16 protein-coding genes and 1 pseudogene are annotated in these 18,541 nt (G+C 35.9%); 11 read left to right on the forward strand and 6 right to left on the reverse strand.

From position 1 onward, the window contains the following. Window positions 1–36 precede the first annotated feature (36 nt). Window positions 37–705 carry an ion transporter gene (locus tag QWY86_RS18455; RefSeq protein ID WP_290244274.1) on the forward strand — a complete coding sequence of 223 codons (669 nt, stop codon included), beginning with the start codon at window positions 37–39 and terminating at the stop codon, window positions 703–705. Here the strand turns inward: QWY86_RS18455 and QWY86_RS18460 are convergent. Together QWY86_RS18460 and mnmE are read right to left on the reverse strand one after the other, a co-directional pair. Continuing rightward, entirely contained in the window at window positions 663–1,037 is a 375-nt protein-coding gene (locus QWY86_RS18460) for a helix-turn-helix domain-containing protein (RefSeq protein WP_290244276.1), read from the reverse strand. The genes QWY86_RS18455 and QWY86_RS18460 overlap by 43 nt on opposite strands. 408 nt (window positions 1,038–1,445) lie before the next feature. Further along, window positions 1,446–2,804: a tRNA uridine-5-carboxymethylaminomethyl(34) synthesis GTPase MnmE gene (gene mnmE, locus QWY86_RS18465; protein ID WP_290244278.1), complete on the reverse strand. Its 1,359-nt coding sequence runs from the start codon at window positions 2,802–2,804 to the stop codon at window positions 1,446–1,448. Window positions 2,805–3,319: 515 nt separating this feature from the next. Here mnmE and QWY86_RS18470 point away from each other — a divergent pair. Beyond that, the gene (locus QWY86_RS18470) at window positions 3,320–4,444 is read left to right on the forward strand and encodes an AI-2E family transporter (RefSeq protein ID WP_290244280.1); all 1,125 of its coding nucleotides are present in this window, start codon (window positions 3,320–3,322) and stop codon (window positions 4,442–4,444) included. A gap of 70 nt (window positions 4,445–4,514) precedes the next feature. Here QWY86_RS18470 and QWY86_RS18475 read toward each other — a convergent pair whose 3' ends face one another. Together QWY86_RS18475 and argS are read right to left on the reverse strand one after the other, a co-directional pair. Further along, window positions 4,515–5,279 (reverse strand): sulfite exporter TauE/SafE family protein, encoded by a 765-nt coding sequence (locus QWY86_RS18475; RefSeq protein ID WP_290244281.1) that lies wholly within the window; start codon window positions 5,277–5,279, stop codon window positions 4,515–4,517. 135 nt (window positions 5,280–5,414) lie between these two features. Continuing rightward, window positions 5,415–7,187 carry an arginine--tRNA ligase gene (gene argS, locus QWY86_RS18480; RefSeq protein WP_290244283.1) on the reverse strand — a complete coding sequence of 591 codons (1,773 nt, stop codon included), beginning with the start codon at window positions 7,185–7,187 and terminating at the stop codon, window positions 5,415–5,417. Window positions 7,188–7,497: 310 nt separating this feature from the next. On the opposite strand from argS, the gene QWY86_RS18485 reads away from it, so the two are divergent. From QWY86_RS18485 to QWY86_RS18495, 3 genes are all read left to right on the forward strand, one after another. Beyond that, the gene (locus QWY86_RS18485) at window positions 7,498–8,943 is read left to right on the forward strand and encodes an arginine deiminase family protein (RefSeq protein WP_290244284.1); all 1,446 of its coding nucleotides are present in this window, start codon (window positions 7,498–7,500) and stop codon (window positions 8,941–8,943) included. A 71-nt stretch (window positions 8,944–9,014) separates the two neighbouring features. Next, window positions 9,015–9,926 (forward strand): citrulline utilization hydrolase CtlX, encoded by a 912-nt coding sequence (ctlX, locus tag QWY86_RS18490; RefSeq protein ID WP_290244286.1) that lies wholly within the window; start codon window positions 9,015–9,017, stop codon window positions 9,924–9,926. Window positions 9,927–10,038: 112 nt separating this feature from the next. Beyond that, window positions 10,039–10,617, forward strand: coding sequence for a PhnA domain-containing protein (locus QWY86_RS18495; RefSeq protein ID WP_290244287.1), 579 nt, complete (start codon window positions 10,039–10,041; stop codon window positions 10,615–10,617). 104 nt (window positions 10,618–10,721) lie between these two features. Here QWY86_RS18495 and QWY86_RS18500 read toward each other — a convergent pair whose 3' ends face one another. Further along, complete coding sequence (locus QWY86_RS18500; protein ID WP_290244288.1) at window positions 10,722–10,955, reverse strand: hypothetical protein; 234 nt, start codon at window positions 10,953–10,955, stop codon at window positions 10,722–10,724. Window positions 10,956–11,137: 182 nt separating this feature from the next. On the opposite strand from QWY86_RS18500, the gene QWY86_RS18505 reads away from it, so the two are divergent. The 3 genes from QWY86_RS18505 (at window position 11,138) to QWY86_RS18515 (ending at window position 14,438) form a co-directional block, all read left to right on the forward strand. Beyond that, a complete protein-coding gene (locus QWY86_RS18505) occupies window positions 11,138–11,500 on the forward strand; it encodes a hypothetical protein (protein ID WP_290244290.1) in 363 nt (120 codons plus the stop codon). Window positions 11,501–11,973: 473 nt separating this feature from the next. Next, window positions 11,974–13,362 (forward strand): arginine decarboxylase, encoded by a 1,389-nt coding sequence (locus QWY86_RS18510; protein ID WP_290244291.1) that lies wholly within the window; start codon window positions 11,974–11,976, stop codon window positions 13,360–13,362. A gap of 176 nt (window positions 13,363–13,538) precedes the next feature. After that, window positions 13,539–14,438 carry a DUF72 domain-containing protein gene (locus QWY86_RS18515; RefSeq protein WP_290244293.1) on the forward strand — a complete coding sequence of 300 codons (900 nt, stop codon included), beginning with the start codon at window positions 13,539–13,541 and terminating at the stop codon, window positions 14,436–14,438. Window positions 14,439–14,507: 69 nt separating this feature from the next. Here QWY86_RS18515 and QWY86_RS18520 read toward each other — a convergent pair whose 3' ends face one another. Then, window positions 14,508–15,005, reverse strand: a complete 498-nt coding sequence (locus QWY86_RS18520) for a DUF1579 domain-containing protein (protein WP_290244295.1) — start codon at window positions 15,003–15,005, stop codon at window positions 14,508–14,510. Window positions 15,006–15,087: 82 nt separating this feature from the next. Here QWY86_RS18520 and QWY86_RS18525 point away from each other — a divergent pair, with 82 nt between their 5' ends. The 3 genes and pseudogenes from QWY86_RS18525 to QWY86_RS18535 all read left to right on the forward strand — a co-directional run. Further along, window positions 15,088–15,801, forward strand: a complete 714-nt coding sequence (locus tag QWY86_RS18525; protein WP_290244296.1) for a 3'-5' exonuclease — start codon at window positions 15,088–15,090, stop codon at window positions 15,799–15,801. Further along, window positions 15,801–17,504: an ABC transporter ATP-binding protein gene (locus QWY86_RS18530; RefSeq protein ID WP_290244297.1), complete on the forward strand. Its 1,704-nt coding sequence runs from the start codon at window positions 15,801–15,803 to the stop codon at window positions 17,502–17,504. Before QWY86_RS18525 ends, QWY86_RS18530 begins: the two co-directional genes overlap by 1 nt. 199 nt (window positions 17,505–17,703) lie before the next feature. Further along, a pseudogene (locus QWY86_RS18535) lies at window positions 17,704–18,534 on the forward strand (sialidase family protein); the annotation flags it as partial. Between the last annotated feature and the right edge of the window lie 7 nt (window positions 18,535–18,541).

The following is an 18,541-nucleotide window of genomic DNA, read 5'->3' on the forward strand; positions in this document are numbered from 1 at the left end:
TAATGGTAATTTACATCGATCAAAAAAATCAGAAGAATGAAAAGGGCGAACGATATCCTGAGAAAAAAGATTTATATCATCATATTTAGATCAGACACCCAGATGGGCAAGTTGTTTGATGTATGCCTTTTGATACTTATCGTTTTGAGCATCCTATCGGTTTTTTTGGAAAGCGTGGCCTCGGTCAGGGACCGTCATTCTTTGCTTATCCACATCCTCGAATGGCTGTTTACAATCGTTTTCACCCTGGAGTATGCCCTCCGGGTATACAGCAGTCATAAGCCAATGAGGTACATCTTTAGCTTTTATGGTCTTGTAGATCTTGTTGCCTTTCTTCCGACCTATCTCAGCCTTTTTTTTGTGGGAACCCAATACCTGGTTGTGGTAAGGGCATTTCGACTGCTTCGGGTTTTCCGGATACTCAAGCTTACCCAATTTCTTTACGAGGGGGATATTCTAAAAAAAGCGTTGAAGGCAAGCCTTTATAAGATTGTCATGTTCCTCTCCAGCGTAATTACTCTGGTCACCATTATTGGAACCTTAATGTATATTATTGAAGGTGACAGTAGTGGATTCACCAGCATACCCATGTCGATATACTGGGCAATCGTCACCATTACCACTGTTGGATATGGGGATATCTCCCCTCAAAGCCCATTAGGTCAGGCATTGGCCAGCACACCAGCCCTTGCAAAAGCAGTATAAAGAGCTGTCCTGCTTTTATTGAAGATAATCACTAGTTCATCAATGCTATAATAGTTTTTAATGCTCTGGTCCTCTGTAATATTAGTAGAAGTCTTTGTAGTTTTTAATGGCTCTGCTATTGAAAGTTCCTGAAAGTTAGCGTCAAATTTAGCTAAAATATCCTCCCGCCGGACTCTAGTGAGCTTTCCAAGAAAGTTTACAGCATTAAGTCTTCTCATTTTTATCATTTTATATATTGTCGCTCGTGAACATCCCAGCAGATTTGCCGCTTCAATAATACTTAAGAGATTTTTGGTCTGATTAACTACACGGTGATCATTTACTTTTTTCAAAGTCTCTAGATCGCTGTTTTCAATATTAAATTCCCTTTTTTTCGCCTTATAATGCCGTCGATTACAGTCTAGGCTACAGAACTTTGTGACTGTAGTTCTCGCAACGAAATTTTTGTGACAGTATACACAAACCCTATTTAGTTTAATATTGCTAGACATAATATTTAAAAACCTTGTTTTTTCGTATTAAATTATATCGTTTTGTATCGTTTTGTTTACTAATTTCTCAAGTTAAACACGCCACGCAGATTTGTAGCAGCTAATTCGAAAATGTAACCAACTATGTACCAAAATTATGCAAAACAATGGTTAATTACAAGAAATGAGAAAATAAAAAAATCGCTAACTATTTTATAATTAGCGATTTAATTGTGGTAACTTGTCGTTACTATGCTTGAATTGTCCTATCTATTTACCGATACAGAACTTAGTAAATATATTTTCTAGTAAATCATCTGTCGTAACCGTTCCAGTGATCTCACCCAGATAATGTAAAGCCTGTTTAATATCCATGGCAAGAAAATCGGAGGTTACCGGATTATCTGCATTATCCAGTACACGTTTCAAGGCATGTTCCGTTTGTTTTAAAGCTTCTACGTGACGAATATTGGTAACCAAAGTTTCACTGGTGTTAATGTGGTGCAAATTAACTTGCTCCAATAAGGTATCTTTAAGTGCTTCGATGCCTATCTTTTCTTTTGCAGAGATAAACACAACGTTTAAGCTTTCAAACGCTTTACGCTGTGTTTCATCGATTAAATCTGATTTATTAAGCAAAACAAGGTAAGGTATAGCCAATTGAGCCAAACCTCTGATTTGTTCTTCCAACTCACTTAAACTTTGCTTAGCATCAGCCATGTAAATAATCAGCTTGGCTTGCTTCATTTTTTCAAGTGTACGTTCCACACCCAAGGCCTCAATAATATCGGCGGTATCGCGTATTCCTGCAGTATCTATAAACCTAAAAACCACACCGCCAATAGTTAGTTCGTCTTCAATAGTATCTCTGGTCGTTCCGGCAATGTCTGATACGATGGCACGTTCCTCGTTTAATAAAGCATTTAATAGCGTCGATTTGCCAACATTTGGTTTGCCTGCTATCACCACGGGTACACCATTTTTAATTACGTTACCCATCTCGAATGATGAAATCAAGCGTCGTAAAACCTGGTTAATCTTATTAACCAAATCTTTTAACTGTTCACGGTTAGCAAATTCTACATCTTCTTCTGCAAAATCAAGTTCAAGTTCTATCATCGAAGCAAAGTGAATCAATCGCTCACGCAAAGCTTTTAATTCGTTGGCAAAACCACCACGCATTTGCTGCATGGCTACATCATGAGAAGCTTTTGAATTAGATGCTATTAAATCTGCAACAGCCTCTGCCTGACTTAAATCAAAAGCACCATTTAAAAATGCTCTTAAAGTAAACTCTCCCGGTTTAGCTGCTCTTGCACCTTTGCTAATCAATAAATTAATTATCTGTTGGATGATGTAGTTTGAGCCATGGCAAGAAATTTCAACAACATTTTCTTTTGTATAAGATCTTGGTGCCACGTATAAACCCGCAACTACTTCATCAACTATGCTCTCCCCATCCTTAATTAACCCAAAATGTAAAGTATGAGTATGCTGCTTCTCCAAATCTTTTCCGGCAAAAACAGAATTAGTTAAGCTGATGGCATCAGGGCCAGATAAGCGTATAACACCAATGGCACCCGAACCGGGAGGAGTTGATAAGGCAATTATGGTATCTTGATTGTCCATGTTTTCTTAATACAAAACGCAAAAATAATTTAATCTGTGGTGATTTGTATGAGTACAGCGTAATTTTTTATAAGAATACTTTTTGTTTCGGACGAAATTCAGAACACTATCTTATCTTTACGAACTACACCGGATAACGCTGATCCAGCATATACTTCCATATTTTTTTCTTACAATAATACAGACTCAAATCCATATCAAGTCCGTGTACAATGCGTGTTGGCTAGTACCATAAACCTACTGTAATCCCTGTATCTAAGCACCACGCTCCAATGATATTCTATGCCACGAGAAAGAAGTTGCAAGCGAGTTTCATCCTTTAGAACGTGGATAGACATTTTATTAAGGATACCGAAGAATAACCTTGATAGTCCTAAAACATTATTATTCTGAGCGGAGTCAAAAGTCAACTAAAGTTACAGCGCCATGTAGACAGAAATGAAACATCACCAATATTTATCACTATCTCAAAACATTTACAAACAAATCCTGTTTATCAGAAAAACCTAAAAACTATGACAAATAATTTACCACTTACTGTTAAGCGTTCAATTGAATTGTTAGGCTTAATTGCACTAGTTGCGGTGATGGTGGTCGGTCGCGATATTATCATGCCTATATTAATGGCATTCTTCATCAGTATTATGCTCTTACCCGTGTATCGATTTCTCAAAAAGAAAAAGGTACCAGAAAGCTTGGCGATTATATTACCTATTCTTTTGGTAGCCCTTTTTGTGGGCTTAATTATATGGTTTTTTTCCAACCAGATTGGCATTTTAGTTAAAGATTTCCCGCAGATCAAGGAAAATGTAAATCAGCATATTAATTCGCTTAGCAATTGGATTAGTCGAATTTCAAAATATGATACTAATCAGCAAAAGGCATTCATACAAGATAAGAGCGACGATCTAATGAACATGGGAACATCATTGGCGGGTGGTGCTGCAGTTACGTTAAGTGGTGTTTTTGTATTTATTGGTTTGTTGCCAATTTATATTTATTTAATGCTTTTTTACAAGGATATCCTGTTAAGGTTTATATTCATGTGGTTTAATACAGAACACCACCCAAAGGTCAAAGATGCCATTTACGAAACAGAATCAATCATTAAAAGTTACCTAATAGGTTTATTGATACAGATTACTTATATGACCGTTTTATTGGGTGGAATTTTAATGCTTATCGGTATTAAACATGCTTTATTAATAGGTGTTATCTTCGCAATCTTAAATCTGATACCTTATGTTGGTGCATTAATTGGAAATGTAATTGGTGTATTGCTTACGCTTACTTCTTCGCAAGAATTATGGCCAGTGCTTACCGTTTTAGGTGTTATAGCTTTTGTACAGTTCCTGGATAATAATATTTTAATGCCACGTATTGTTGGTTCAAAAGTAAAAATCAATGCGCTCTTTGCAATTTTAGGGGTATTTATTGGTGGCAGTGTAGCCGGCGTCTCCGGAATGTTCCTCGCCTTACCTATCGTGGCCGTTTTAAAAGTTATTTTCGACCGTACTGAAATGTTCAAACAATGGGGCGCTTTACTTGGCGATGAAAGACCTGCAAGAAGTCCGATGAGTTTTCCAACCTTTAGAAAGAAGAAACCTGTGGCGGTGAAGTCTGGGATTGAAAAGGGATAATAGTTTCGTTGGTCATTTTTCGTTGATTGTTCATCATTTTAGGTAATGATAAACCGTTGACGAAAAACGATCAACGAAAGATTACATCATAAGCAAACCTTAATATCGTACCGAAAACAACCAGTAGAAAAAAGATTCGGATAAATTTATTGCCTTTAAGCAAAGCGAGTTTTGTACCGAAATAGGCGCCTGTGGTATTAAAAATAGCCATAGGAATGGCATATTGGAAGAGGATATGCCCGGTTGAGCTAAAATAAAGTATGGCTGCTAAATTTGTGGCAAGATTTACGATTTTAGCATGGGCACTTGCCCCGACAAAATCGAAGCCCAATACCGCAATAAATACCAGTATTAAAAAAGAACCTGTCCCTGGACCAATCAAACCATCGTAAAAACCAAGCACTAAGCCAAATAACGCAGCGATAAGAACCTGCTTCTTAACTGTATGATTTTTCTCCTGATGGATGCCAAACTGTTTATTGAAATAGGTATAGATGGCAACTAAAACTAATACGACTAAAATAATAGGCTTGATTACAGCATTATCAATCCTGCTGACCAAAAAGGCACCAGATAAAGCGGCAAAAAACGCAGTGAAAGCACAAGCAGCCAAGATTTTATAATTAAATTTAACATGCCTTGAATATTTATAAGCAGCCAGCGAAGTACCAGCGATTGATGGAATTTTAGTAGTGCCAAGCAAGGTGGCAACAGGATAATGAGGCAATATTAACAAGGTGGCAGGTGTTTGTAATAACCCTCCGCCACCAACAATAGCATCAGTAAAGCCTGCTGAAAAAGCAGCAATACAAAGTAAAATCAGTTCATTAATCATTGAACAGGATTTGAGAATTTAACAGCATAGTCTCAATTTGCGTATAATCAATGGTAATTGAAATTTGGTTATTGGTTTTTAACAAATCGTAAAAACCCCATTATCCATCTCTCACTCTTAAATCATCAATTCTAACTACATTCTCTCTGGCGAAGTAATGCCTAAAATCAACATACCTTTATAAATAATATCAGCTGTTTTCTTGCTCAGATTTAAACGTAATTGCTTAGCCTCACCATCTTCTGTTTTCACAATTGGAGGAATCTCATGGTAGAATTTATTGAAAAGTTTAGCCAGTTCATACAAGTAGTTTGCCAAACTCGCCGGACTATGCGCCTTAGCCGCAATTTCAATTTCGGCAGGGTATTTAGCCAATTGCATAATCATTTCTAATTCTACAGGCAGCAATCCACCAGATTTCGGGCTACTAACTTCAAACTTGTATTCCGCCTTGCTTAATAAAGATTTTATCCTGGCATGGGTATATTGAATAAACGGCCCGGTATTTCCTTGAAAATCAATACTTTCATTCGGGTCGAAAAGCAAACGCTTTTTAGGCTCCACTTTAAGTAAGAAATATTTTAAGGCACCTAAACCAATATTTTTATAAAGTTCCGTTTTATAGTCTTCAGAGAAATCGTTGATTTTACCAAGTTCTTCGGTCTTTTCCTGAGCAGTTGCAATCATATCTGCAATTAATTCATCAGCATCAACTACTGTTCCCTCACGGCTTTTCATTTTACCGTTTGGTAAATCAACCATCCCGTAAGATAAATGATATAAACCTTTAGCCCAACTCTTGCCAAGTTTCTCCAAGATTAAAAATAATACCTTGAAATGGTAATCCTGCTCATTTCCCACCACATAGATAGATTCATCCATCTGGAAATCATCATATTTCATAGCAGCAGTACCTAAATCCTGGGTAATGTAAACCGAAGTTCCATCAGCACGCAAAACCAGCTTTTGATCTAAACCATCGGCAGTTAAATCAATCCAAACCGAACCATCTTCTTTTTTAAAGAAAACACCTTTCGTCAGACCCTCATCAACCGTATCTTTTCCTAATAAATAGGTATTGCTTTCGTAGTAAAACTTATCGAAATCTACACCCAGATTTTTATAGGTAACATTAAAACCTGCATAAACCCATTCGTTCATTGTTTTCCAAAGGGAAACTACTGCTTCATCGCCTTGCTCCCATTTCAAAAGCATTTGTTGTGCTTCTTTAATTAATGGTGCATTCTTTTTGGCGTCTTCTTCAGTTTGTCCTTCAGCCTTTAGCGCATCAATTTCTTTTTTGTATTCTTTATCAAAAATTACGTAGTATTTTCCAACCAGGTGGTCGCCCTTTAAGCCAGCACTTTCAGGTGTTTCGCCATTACCCCATTTCTGCCAGGCCAACATCGATTTACAAATATGGATACCCCTATCATTAACCAAATTTACCTTTACAACATCGTAACCATAAGCCTTTAATAGTTCAGAAACTGAATATCCCAATAAGTTATTACGAACGTGACCCAAGTGAAGTGGTTTATTGGTATTTGGCGAAGAATATTCTACCATTACCTTTTTGCCATTCGGTTTGAAAGCACCGAAATCATCAACTAATATTTCTGTATTAAACTGATTAAGAAAATAACTTTCAGAGATGCTCAGGTTTAAGAAACCTTTTACCACATTAAAAGCGATTATATCGGCAACATTTGCAACCAAATACTCGCCAATTTCATTTGCTGTTTGCTCCGGAGATTTCTTAGAAATTTTGGTAATCGGAAATACAACAATAGTCACCTGCCCCTCAAACTCTTTACGGGTTTCTTGTATATTGATAACACTTTCAGCTACTTCTTCGTTGTAGAGTTCTTTAATAGCATCAAGCGTTGCGGTAATAATAAAATTCATGGCGTAAAAATAAGAAAAAAGTCCGAAGTCGGGAGTCCGAAGTCTTAAGTGATATCCGATCTAAAAAGGGTATCTCAAAATTGTATGAGAATCTTAAAGCTGTAAAAATATATAGCTTTAAGATTCCCGCATACGCGAGAATAACGGAATATTTCAGACTATTCGTCATTCCCAACTTGATTGGGAATCCTAAAACGGCAAAGAATTAGAAAAAATGGTATCAATCCCCATAGGAAAAGCGACTGCATCTAAATTTCCAACCTCCGACTTTTCAAAAATTCTAATAGATTTGCAATAACTAACTTATTTTATGAGCGAGCAAAACCCAAATTTTAAAGTTAACGTAAAAACCGAAATCGGCCGTTTGCGTAAGTTGTTGATCCATAGTCCTGATAGCGGCTTAGGCAAGGTTGTGCCCTCAAAGGCGCAGGATTGGCTTTTTGAAGACATTGTGCATTTAGATACCATCCGTAAGGGCGAATATGATTATTACATCAAATTATTAATGTATTTCCTCGACTCTGAAAAGATTAAAGGAAAGCTTGACCATATTGATTCGGAAGAAGGAAATCGTAACTTCTATAAACCAAATCATCCGGATTTTCACAACTCCAAATCAGTAATCGAAGTTCAGAATTTATTGAGCGAAGTGCTGGAAAATGAATCCATCCGCAAGAAATTAGTAGCCGCTGTTTCGGCTATTGAGGGTTGCACGTACAAGGTACAGATGGAGCTCACCAATACCGATCCAAAGGAATTGGCAGAGATTTTCATATCCGGAACTTTGGCAAACGACACCATGATTTTTGCGCCAATACCAAATTTGATTTTCACCAGAGATGTCGGTACAACTATCAACAACCATATTTTATTAAACAAACCTGCAAAAAAAGCCCGCGTCCGGGAAACGCTTTTAATGCGCTATATTTTTTTTAACCATCCACTATTTGCAGATTACCATAAAAATGTTCTTGAGATCCCTGATGTTACCATGCATTTCTTGCGCCCAGGGGATGAACCAGCCTTTAGCACAACCTTAGAAGGCGGTGATGTAATGATGGTAAGCGAAAAACATGTATTAATTGGTTGCAGTGAGCGAACGTCAGAACATGGTGCAAATGAAGCCATTAAATTGTTGTTCGATAATGATGTGGTTGAGAAAGTTACAGTGGTTAAAATACCAAGCAAACGCGATTACATGCATTTAGATACTGTTTTTACACAAGTGAAACGCAATACTTGGGTAATTCTGAATTCGATTGCACATTCTCCAAAATACAATCCGCATGAGCCGATAAACTTCTTAAAGGAACCAGAACAGCTTGAAGCAACAACCGCCATTCAGTTTACCAAAGCCAACCCCGGTGAGCCAAAAGTTTTCGAACATGTGGAGGCTTTGTTAAATGATATTAGTCAAAACGATTTAAAAAGCAGCGAACCCACTAAAATCATTTATAGCGGAAATAATACTTTCCCTTACGATTCGAGAGAGCAATGGACGGATTCTTGTAATCTTCTGGCGATTAAAGAAGGTGTAGTATTGGGTTATGATAGAAATGACAAAACCATTGAAGCTTTTGAAGCTGCTGGCTTTAAAGTAGTAGATGTGAAAGATTTAATACAGGATTTGGAAAGTGGCAAAGCTGATGTAGAAACCATAACCGATACTTTGATTTTAATGCCATCGGCAGAATTATCTCGTGCCCGTGGCGGTTTCCATTGTATGAGTTTACCAATTTTAAGAGACGATTTATAAATGTAAAATGGTTGATGGATAATGGACTTATAACTGCAACCCTATCTTGATACTAAATACTTGTTACTAACATGCAATCAACTTCACACATTTTAATGATACGCCCGGTTGATTTTAAATTCAACAAGCAAACTGCGGGCAATAATAAATTTCAGGTTGCTTCTGATGAAAGTGATGTACAAGCCCAAGCCTTAAAGGAATTTGATGAATTTGTTACATTATTAAGAAACAACCAGGTAGATGTTACGGTGATAGATGATACCATCAAACCTGAAACACCAGATTCTATTTTCCCGAATAATTGGGTTTCTTTCCATGAGGATGGCACGGTTTATTTGTACCCAATGTTTTCAGAAAACAGAAGACAAGAACGTAGGAGCGAGATTATAGACGAACTCAAAACAAATTTTGAAGTGAGTCATATTAACGATTTAAGTTTTTATGAAAATGTAAATATGTTTCTGGAAGGTACCGGAAGTATGGTTTTAGACAGGACAAATAAAATTGCTTACGCTTGTTTAAGCATCCGTACAGAAGCCGAGGCATTAAATAATTTCTGTCAGTTGGCAGGCTATAAATCGGTTATATTCAATGCAGTTGATGCAAGTGGTTTCCCAATTTATCATACCAATGTGATGATGTGCATCGGAGATAAATTTGCAGTAGTATGCCTTGACTCCGTTCCTAATATACATGAACGTGATTTTTTACAGAAAGCCTTGAGTCTTTCAGGCAAAGAAATTATCAAAATTACGCTAGACCAGATGAATCATTTTGCAGGCAATATGCTGCAGATTTCCAACAAGAATGGAGAAAGTTTGTTGGTGATGTCAGAACAAGCCTATAAATCACTTGATGAAGTTCAAATAGCTGCCTTAAAAAAATACAGTAAAATCATTTACGCACCACTTTATACTATTGAGCAAAATGGCGGTGGCAGTGCGAGGTGTATGTTGGCTGAAATTCATTTGCAAAAAAGATAAATATTGAGTAATCTTCTCTTACGTTTCATCAAATAAACCTTTCGTCATTGCGAGGCACAAAGCAATAATGTATTTGAAATAATTTACTACTTTCGCCGAAAATCTACATCAAATGTCATTAATCCAAGAGTTACAAGCACGTTCAGATACTAAATGCGAATTATGCACTTCAGAAAATAACTTATCTGTATATGAAGTTCCGCCGACAGATAATGCAAATGCAGATAACACCATTTTGGTTTGTAAAACTTGCTTAGACCAGATTGAGAAAACTGAACAACTTGATGCAAACCATTGGAGAATATTGCCTGAAACCATGTGGTCGGAATTTACACCTGTACAGGTTGTAGCTTGGAGGATGTTAAGCCGGTTAAGAAACGAAGGCTGGGCTGCTGATGCTTTAGATATTTTATACCTTGAAGATGATGTTTTGGAATGGGCTAAAAAAACCGGCGACCATGAAGGTGATGGTACTGTAGAATTTCATCAAGATAGCAATGGCACACGATTGTACGAAGGCGACACCGTTGTTTTGGTAAAAACTTTGGATGTTAAAGGCTCTACCTTAAGCGCCAAATTAGGCACCGTTGTAAAAAACATTCGTTTGGTACACGATAATACCGAACAGATTGAAGGAAAGGTAGAAGGCCAAACCATTGTGATTTTAACGAAATATTTAAGAAAGGGATAATTTACTTTTCACACTGTCGTCACACTAAATTAATTTCAGGGTGTATTTTAACAATTAGATGCTGAAATAAATTCAGCATGACGATAGTTCAAAATAAGTATTATTTACCAAACCGGTGGTGCATAAAAATTCTGCAAATTTTCGCAATCATAACCAAATTTAGTTAACAGCGAAACCGCATCACCTATTTTATCAACACTAGAATCTATTCTTAAAATTTTATCTGAGTCGGCTAAATCTATACTCCAGGTTGCCCCAGAAAGCAAATTGTTTAAATGTTGCGCAATTTGTTTTAATTCAATTCCTGATTGAATATTGGTTTTAAATATCGAAATCATATTGAGGATAATTATTAATGTAATTGTTAAGGTTTATGCTGAAGACGATTGAAATCTAGAATTACTTTAAAAAATTTAAAATATTTTCGATTAAGAATTTTCCTTGCATTATTATAAATTTAAAATAGCGTGTAGCATTTATATAGTCAGTATCGTTTTGGAAGATAACCAACCCTCAACACATGAAATCAAAATCCATCATTTTAAAAACAGCTATTTTTAACATTTCTCTGATTGTGATAATCCTGCTTATGAATTCTTGCAAAAAGGAACAATTAAAAATCGATCAAGAAAAAAAGTTTTCGCAAGTAGATTTCAAATTCGATCCAACATTTCCTTATGATGGCGGTTGGGGATTAACGCTTAAGCCTAATGGCGTGGCAGATATTATTCCAGGAGGAGATATATATTATCGTGGTAATTACAAAATCAGTGGAAAAAATTTAACGGTAACTACCGACCATACCACATTCAAATTTGATATCCTATCGGAAACCGAAATCAAAGAAAAACAATACGGTACAATTTTAAGGTTAAACCCTTAAAGTTCTCAGGAGCTAATCAGTAGCAAAACTTTGCTAAGCTAAACCTGACAGCAGCGAAAATACTTTTTGCTTGCTTGCAGACTTAAATAAACTTTTATTTGCAACCGATGAAACAATGAACTCATATCTCAGCATAAAAAAAGTTAAGCAAAAAGATTGCAGCAAATGGCAGGACTTTCGAAACCGATAAGCACTGTAATTGCTTTCCAAAATATCTCCAGCGAATTAAAAAGGATTGTCGCAGAATTTGCATCTAGCATATGCTGCGAAAGTCAGCGAAATCTGCAGGAAACTTGTGTCCATTCGCTATAAAATAGAGGATAAATTAAACACAATTGGCCCTGATGTGTTTTATAAAAAGAACCGGAAATAATCTGTATAGAATTAAAGCGTTTTTATACAGTAAAAATATTATCAATACCGATTAATTCTCGAATTAAAATTACATTTTTGCAGAAATTATTTAAAAGTAAATGCAGAGTTACTCAGAATTTCTCGATCTAAGTGTTGGCTTTCCGCAGGATGGCTTTGATGTTATAGACGATGAATTATATTTTCAGGATTTAAACCTGATGGAAATGATTGAAACTTATGGTACTCCCCTACGTTTCACGTACTTACCGATGGTGAGTAAAAAGATTCAACAAGCGAAGATTCTTTTCCAAACTGCCATTTTAAAGAACAATTATCGTGGCGATTATAAATATTGTTATTGCACTAAAAGTTCCCATTTTCGCCATATCGTGGAGGAGGCTTTGAAGAATAATATCCACTTAGAAACATCATCGGCTTTTGATATGCCAATGGTTGATGCTTTGGAGAAAAAAGGGCATTTAACAAAAGATACAACTATTATTTGCAACGGTTTTAAAACCTATCAGTATAAGCAATATATTATTGATATGTTGCATGATGGCTATAAAAACATCATTCCGGTGTTGGATAATAAAGAGGAATTTAATCTCTTTGATGACGAAGTTGATATTGATACACCATGTAATTTAGGTATCCGCATCGCAGCTGAGGAACAGCCAGATTCGCAATTCTATACCTCTCGTTTGGGTGTTCGTATGGAAGATATTATTGAATTTTATAACAATAAAATCGTTCACAACCCAAATTTCCGTGTTAAATTATTACACTTCTTTATCAACTCTGGTATTACCGATTCGCCATATTATTGGAATGAGTTGGAGAAATATGTAACGCTTTATTGCAAATTCAAAAAGATTAATCCTGATTTAGATACCCTGGATATTGGTGGTGGTATGCCATTTAAAGATTCGTTGGTTTTCGATTTCGATTACGAATACATGGTGAATGAAATTGTTAAAAGGATTAAAGAAATTTGCGCCATCCATGATGTGATGGAGCCAGATATTATTACCGAATTTGGTAAATATACGGTTGCTGAAGCTTCGGGTATTTTATACAAGGTTTTAGGTAGAAAGCAACAAAACGACCGCGAACGTTGGTTAATGTTGGATGGTTCTTTTATTACGAATTTACCTGATGTTTGGGCATTAAATCAAAAGTATATTTTATTGCCAATTAACAATTGGGATGCTGAATACGAGCGTGTAAATCTTGGTGGTATAACCTGCGATGGTCAGGATTATTATAACCAGGAAGCGCATATGAATAGTGTATTTATGCCTAAAACCCGTAAGGTACAATATTTAGGGTTCTTCCATACAGGTGCTTATCAGGAAGTTTTAAGTGGTTATGGCGGTATTCATCATTGTTTATTGCCTAGTCCGAAACATGTTCTAATCCGCAGAAACCGTGATGAGAGTTTCAACTTTGAGGTTTTTGGTGAGGAACAAAATAGTAAACAAGTTTTGAAGATACTGGGTTATTAGATTTAATCGAAAGTTTTTTTTTCAAAGAGCGCTAAGTATTTACTTGGCGCTTTTTTTTGTACTGGCGTCATTGCGAGGCACGAAGCAATCTCTGTTGAAATAGATTGCTTCGTGCCTCGCAAAGATGGTAAACTTAGTTTTCTTTATTAACTTAGCAATTCAATTAATCCATTTATATGCAATTCGGTAAAGTAGACGACCCATCAATTATAGATTTTAAACTTCCTGCTGATGCGCCGGAAACGGCAGCAATTTTAGCGGCAAACAAGCCAAAACAAAAATTCGAGGCTTATGTGGGTTGTGCCAAATGGAATAAGGCAGATTTGAAAGGCTTTTATCCGAAAGGAACAAAAGATGAGTTGACCTATTACTCCACGCAATTTAATTCGATTGAGTTGAATGCAACATTCTACGGAATGCCAAGCAGCGAACAGGTAATTACATGGACACAAAAAACCCCTGCAGATTTTAAGTTTTTTCCAAAGCTAACCAACACCATTAGTCATTTCAAAAGATTAATTAACGTTAAAGAACCTGTTGAGCAATATTGCGATGCGATTAGTAATTTCGAAGACAAGTTGGGTATGGCTTTTCTGCAATTGCATGATAACTTTAAGCCAAAGGATTTTGACCGCTTAAAAACTGTGATAAATGAATTTCCAAAAGTGATTCCTTTGGGTGTTGAAGTAAGAAATGGTGAGTGGTTTTCGAATGCCGCAATTGCTTCTGAGTTTGAGAAATTATTTGAAGATAACGGTATCACGAATATCATTGTAGATACCGCCGGAAGAAGAGATATGTTGCACATGCGATTAACTACACCAACTGCTTTTGTACGTTATGTCGGCGCCAACCACGAAAGCGATTATTCTCGTTTAGATGAATGGGTTGAGCGTATTGGCGAGTGGAAAGCGAAAGGATTGGAAAATCTTTATTTCTTTGTTCACCAAAATATTGAGTTGGCCTCTCCACTATTATCAGCTTATTTTATCGAGAAATTAAATAAAGAAATAGGAACGGATTTAAAAATACCAATCATGGGTAATGGCTCAACGCCAGCACCGACCTTGTTTTAAAAATATTGTTATAATTTGGGCTTGTCAAAATTATATATTTCGACAAGCTCAATATGACAGATTAAGAATCTAAATTCTTTTCAATATTGTTTCAGTTGCTTTGGCTTCATCCTCTCCCGGCATAATATTGTAAGCCGTAATTACAATTTCATCTTCACCAACAATTTCGAGTTCGGTACGCCACCCAAATAACTGGTCGCCATATTCTGGATTACCCCAAGAGCCTAAGATAGAAAAACCTTTTTCAGTCGCTTCACCAGTAGCCTGCATAATTTGTGTACCCATGTGGAAGCTATCAATCCAGCTGAACGTAAATTTCTGATAAGGAATATCGAAACCAATAATCATTTTACCAGTTAAAGGCTTTCCGTTTAAACTGCTTTGATAATCGTAAGAAATAAATCTATTTTCTAATAAGGATGAGATTTTACCAGTTGTAGCAGATTCATCTGCAAGTATATCTTTTTCAAACCAGGTTTTAGTGCTTCCCCGCCATTCGCCAATTAAGTTTTCTAAAACTTTATGCTTGCCATCCTCTAGCGATAATTCTAATTTACTTTTAGCCATATACCAAACTTAGAAAAATAATCTATCAGTTTTGAGGATTGATAATTGTTTTTTGATAATTATTAATTCACTATCTTGTTACATGCTAAAAACACTAGATCTTAATCAAATAATGGTTATCGATATAGAAACCGTTCCTCAGTATGCAAATTTTAACGATGTTCCACAGCACCTGCAAGATCTTTGGGAGCAGAAAACGCATTACCAGCGGTCGGCAGAACAAAGTCCGGAAGATTTTTATGAAAAGGCGGGCATTATGGCTGAGTTTGGCAAAATTGTTTGTGTAAGTTTGGGCATATTTTTTCAACAAGATAAGTTTCAGCATTTAAGGATAAAATCATTTTATGGAAATAATGAAGCTGATATTTTGAAGGATTTCAATTCACTTCTAGAGAAACAGCCTGCATCATTGATGTTTTGTGCACATAACGGCAAGGAATTCGATTTTCCATATCTATGCAGAAGATTTTTAATCAACGGAATGAAAATTCCAAAGCAACTCGAATTATCTGGCAAGAAACCATGGGAAGTAAACCATATCGATACGATGGAATTGTGGAAATTTGGTGATTATAAACACTACACTTCTTTGAATCTATTGGCGGCAATTTTAGATGTACCAACTCCCAAAGATGATATTGACGGCAGCATGGTCAGACAGGTTTATTACGAAGAGCAAAATTTACCAAGAATTGTTACCTACTGTCAGAAAGATGTGATAACCACCGCAAAGGTCTTGTTAAAATTGAAGGGTGATAGAATAATTTCGTCAGAAAACATTACCATTGTATCCTGATGCTAAACGTAAGTAATTTAAAAATAGATTTCTACAATCAAGAAGAAAAAACGTGGTTTAATGCCGTAAAAACAATTAGTTTTAATGTTAAAAGAGGAACAGTTTTAGGTATTGTTGGAGAATCTGGTTCTGGAAAATCTGTAACCTCCTTTTCAATTATGCGCTTGCATGATGAGTATTCTGCAAAAATAACAGGAAGCATAGATTTTGAAGACATCAGCTTGTTAAATTTGAGCGCAAACGAAATTCGTCAAATCAGAGGCAACCAGATTTCTATGATTTTTCAGGAGCCTATGACATCTTTAAATCCTGTTTTTACCTGTGGGGAGCAAGTTGCAGAAGCCATTATATTACATCAAAAAACTGATAAAAAAACTGCAAGGGAAAGAACTATAGCTCTATTTAATGAAGTTCAACTACCACGCCCTGAAAATATATTTGATAGTTATCCACACCAAATTTCTGGTGGACAAAAACAGCGTGTAATGATTGCAATGGCTTTAAGTTGTAATCCGAAATTATTAATTGCAGATGAACCAACCACTGCTTTGGATGTTACCGTTCAAAAAACAATTCTACAACTTCTATTAAAGCTTAAAGAAGAACGAAATATGGCAATGATATTTATTTCTCACGATTTAGGTGTGATAAATGAAATTGCTGATGAAATTGCGGTGATGTACAAAGGAGAAATTGTTGAGCAGGGTTTGGCAAAAGAAATTTTTAACAATCCTCAACATCCATACACTAAAGGATTGTTAGCTTGTCGCCCTTCACCTGCTTTAAAATTAAAAAAGCTTCCGGTTGTTACCGATTTCCTGACTGGTAAAATTGAAGATGCAAATGCACATTTAAACAAAGGCAATCAAATTTCTGACGAAGAAATTATAATCAGAAGAAATGTATTATATTCAAAACCTGCATTATTAAAAGTGAACCAGCTTTGTACATGGTACCCAATTAAAAATGGTTTTTTCTCTAAAAATAAGGATTACGTAAAAGCCGTTGACTCCATAAGTTTTAAAGTTTTTCCTGGTGAAACTTTGGGTTTAGTTGGAGAATCAGGCTGTGGTAAAACAACTCTTGGAAGAACAATTTTAAGGTTAATTCAACCCACCTCAGGCGAGATTTTTTTTGATGGAAAAGAAATTACAAATATTGATAAATCATCATTGAGAAAACTTAGAAAAGATATCCAAATCATTTTCCAAGATCCTTATGCTTCGCTAAATCCAAAACTTACCGTTGGTCAATCCATTTTGGAACCTTTAATTGTACACAAACTTTTTAATAACGATAGCGAGCGAAAACAAAAAGTTATAGAATTGCTAATTAAAGTCGGTTTAAAAGAAGAGCATTACAATCGTTATCCGCATGAATTTAGTGGTGGACAAAGACAAAGAGTTGTTATTGCCCGTGCTTTGGCTCTAAAACCAAAATTTATAATTTGTGATGAATCTGTTTCTGCCTTAGATGTTTCGGTACAGGCACAGGTTTTAAATTTACTAAAGGATTTACAAAACGAATTTGGTTTAACTTATATTTTTATTTCTCATGATTTAGCGGTTGTAAAACACATCTCAGACCGTATTTTGGTGATGAATAAAGGTAAAATTGAAGAAGAAGGTTTTCCAGAGGAAATTTTCTTCGCACCAAAGGCCGCTTACACTAAAAAATTAATAGATGCCATTCCAGGGAATTAAAAGTCTAATACCAATAATAATCTGCTTACTCTTTTGGCAACATTCAAACGCTCAAAATAATGATATCAGAATCATTTCATCGGCTTATATATTTGAAAATGCGCCATTTGAAGCTTGCCACGCTTCTACGCTAGTCGAGCTTAAAAACAATGCAATAATGAGTGCATGGTTCGGTGGAAAACACTAAGGCAGTAAAGATGTTTCCATCTACATGGCAATTAACAAAAATGGTAAGTGGAGTGCACCTGTTGAAGTTGCAAATGGCATACAGAACGACAAGCTACGTCTTCCATGTTGGAATCCGGTTCTGTTTAAAGCTAAGAATGGAGTATTATATCTTCACTATAAAGTTGGACCGAACCCAAGATCATGGTGGGCAGAATTTAAAAAATCTACCGATGATGGAAAAACCTGGTCGAAAGCACAAAAACTTCCTGATGGGTTTTTAGGACCGATAAAAAATAAATCTATCCAAATTGCAAATGGCGATATTTTATATCCGTCGAGCACCGAAAGTTTGGATGAAAAAAAATGGCTTATCCATATCGAAAAATCTGATGCAAATGGAAAAAATTGGCGAAAAATCAACATCGATTGTGATACCTTCGGCGTTATTCAGCCATCCATCCTAACTTATCCCGATGGCAAATTACAGCTTTTATGCCGGAGCAGGCAAAATGTGATAGTAGAAAGCTGGTCGGCAGATAACGGAAAAAATTGGTCAAAATTAAAGCCAACAACATTGCCTAATCCTAATTCGGGTAGTGATGCCGTAACTTTGAAAGATGGCGGACAACTACTTATTTATAACCCATTAGAAGCTGGAAAGAATTGGTGGGAAGGTCGTTCGGTTTTAAAATTAGCCATATCGAGTGATGGTAAAAACTGGAAAAATATTTACACTTTAGAAGATCATCCTACGGGAGAATATAGTTATCCTGCAATAATTCAGGCAAAAGATGGGTCAATTCATCTAAGCTATACTTCATTAAGAAAAAAGATAAAATATATTAAATTAATGATTATTTGACCATCAT

The organism is Pedobacter aquatilis (assembly GCF_030409415.1).
Lineage (GTDB): Bacteria > Bacteroidota > Bacteroidia > Sphingobacteriales > Sphingobacteriaceae > Pedobacter > Pedobacter aquatilis.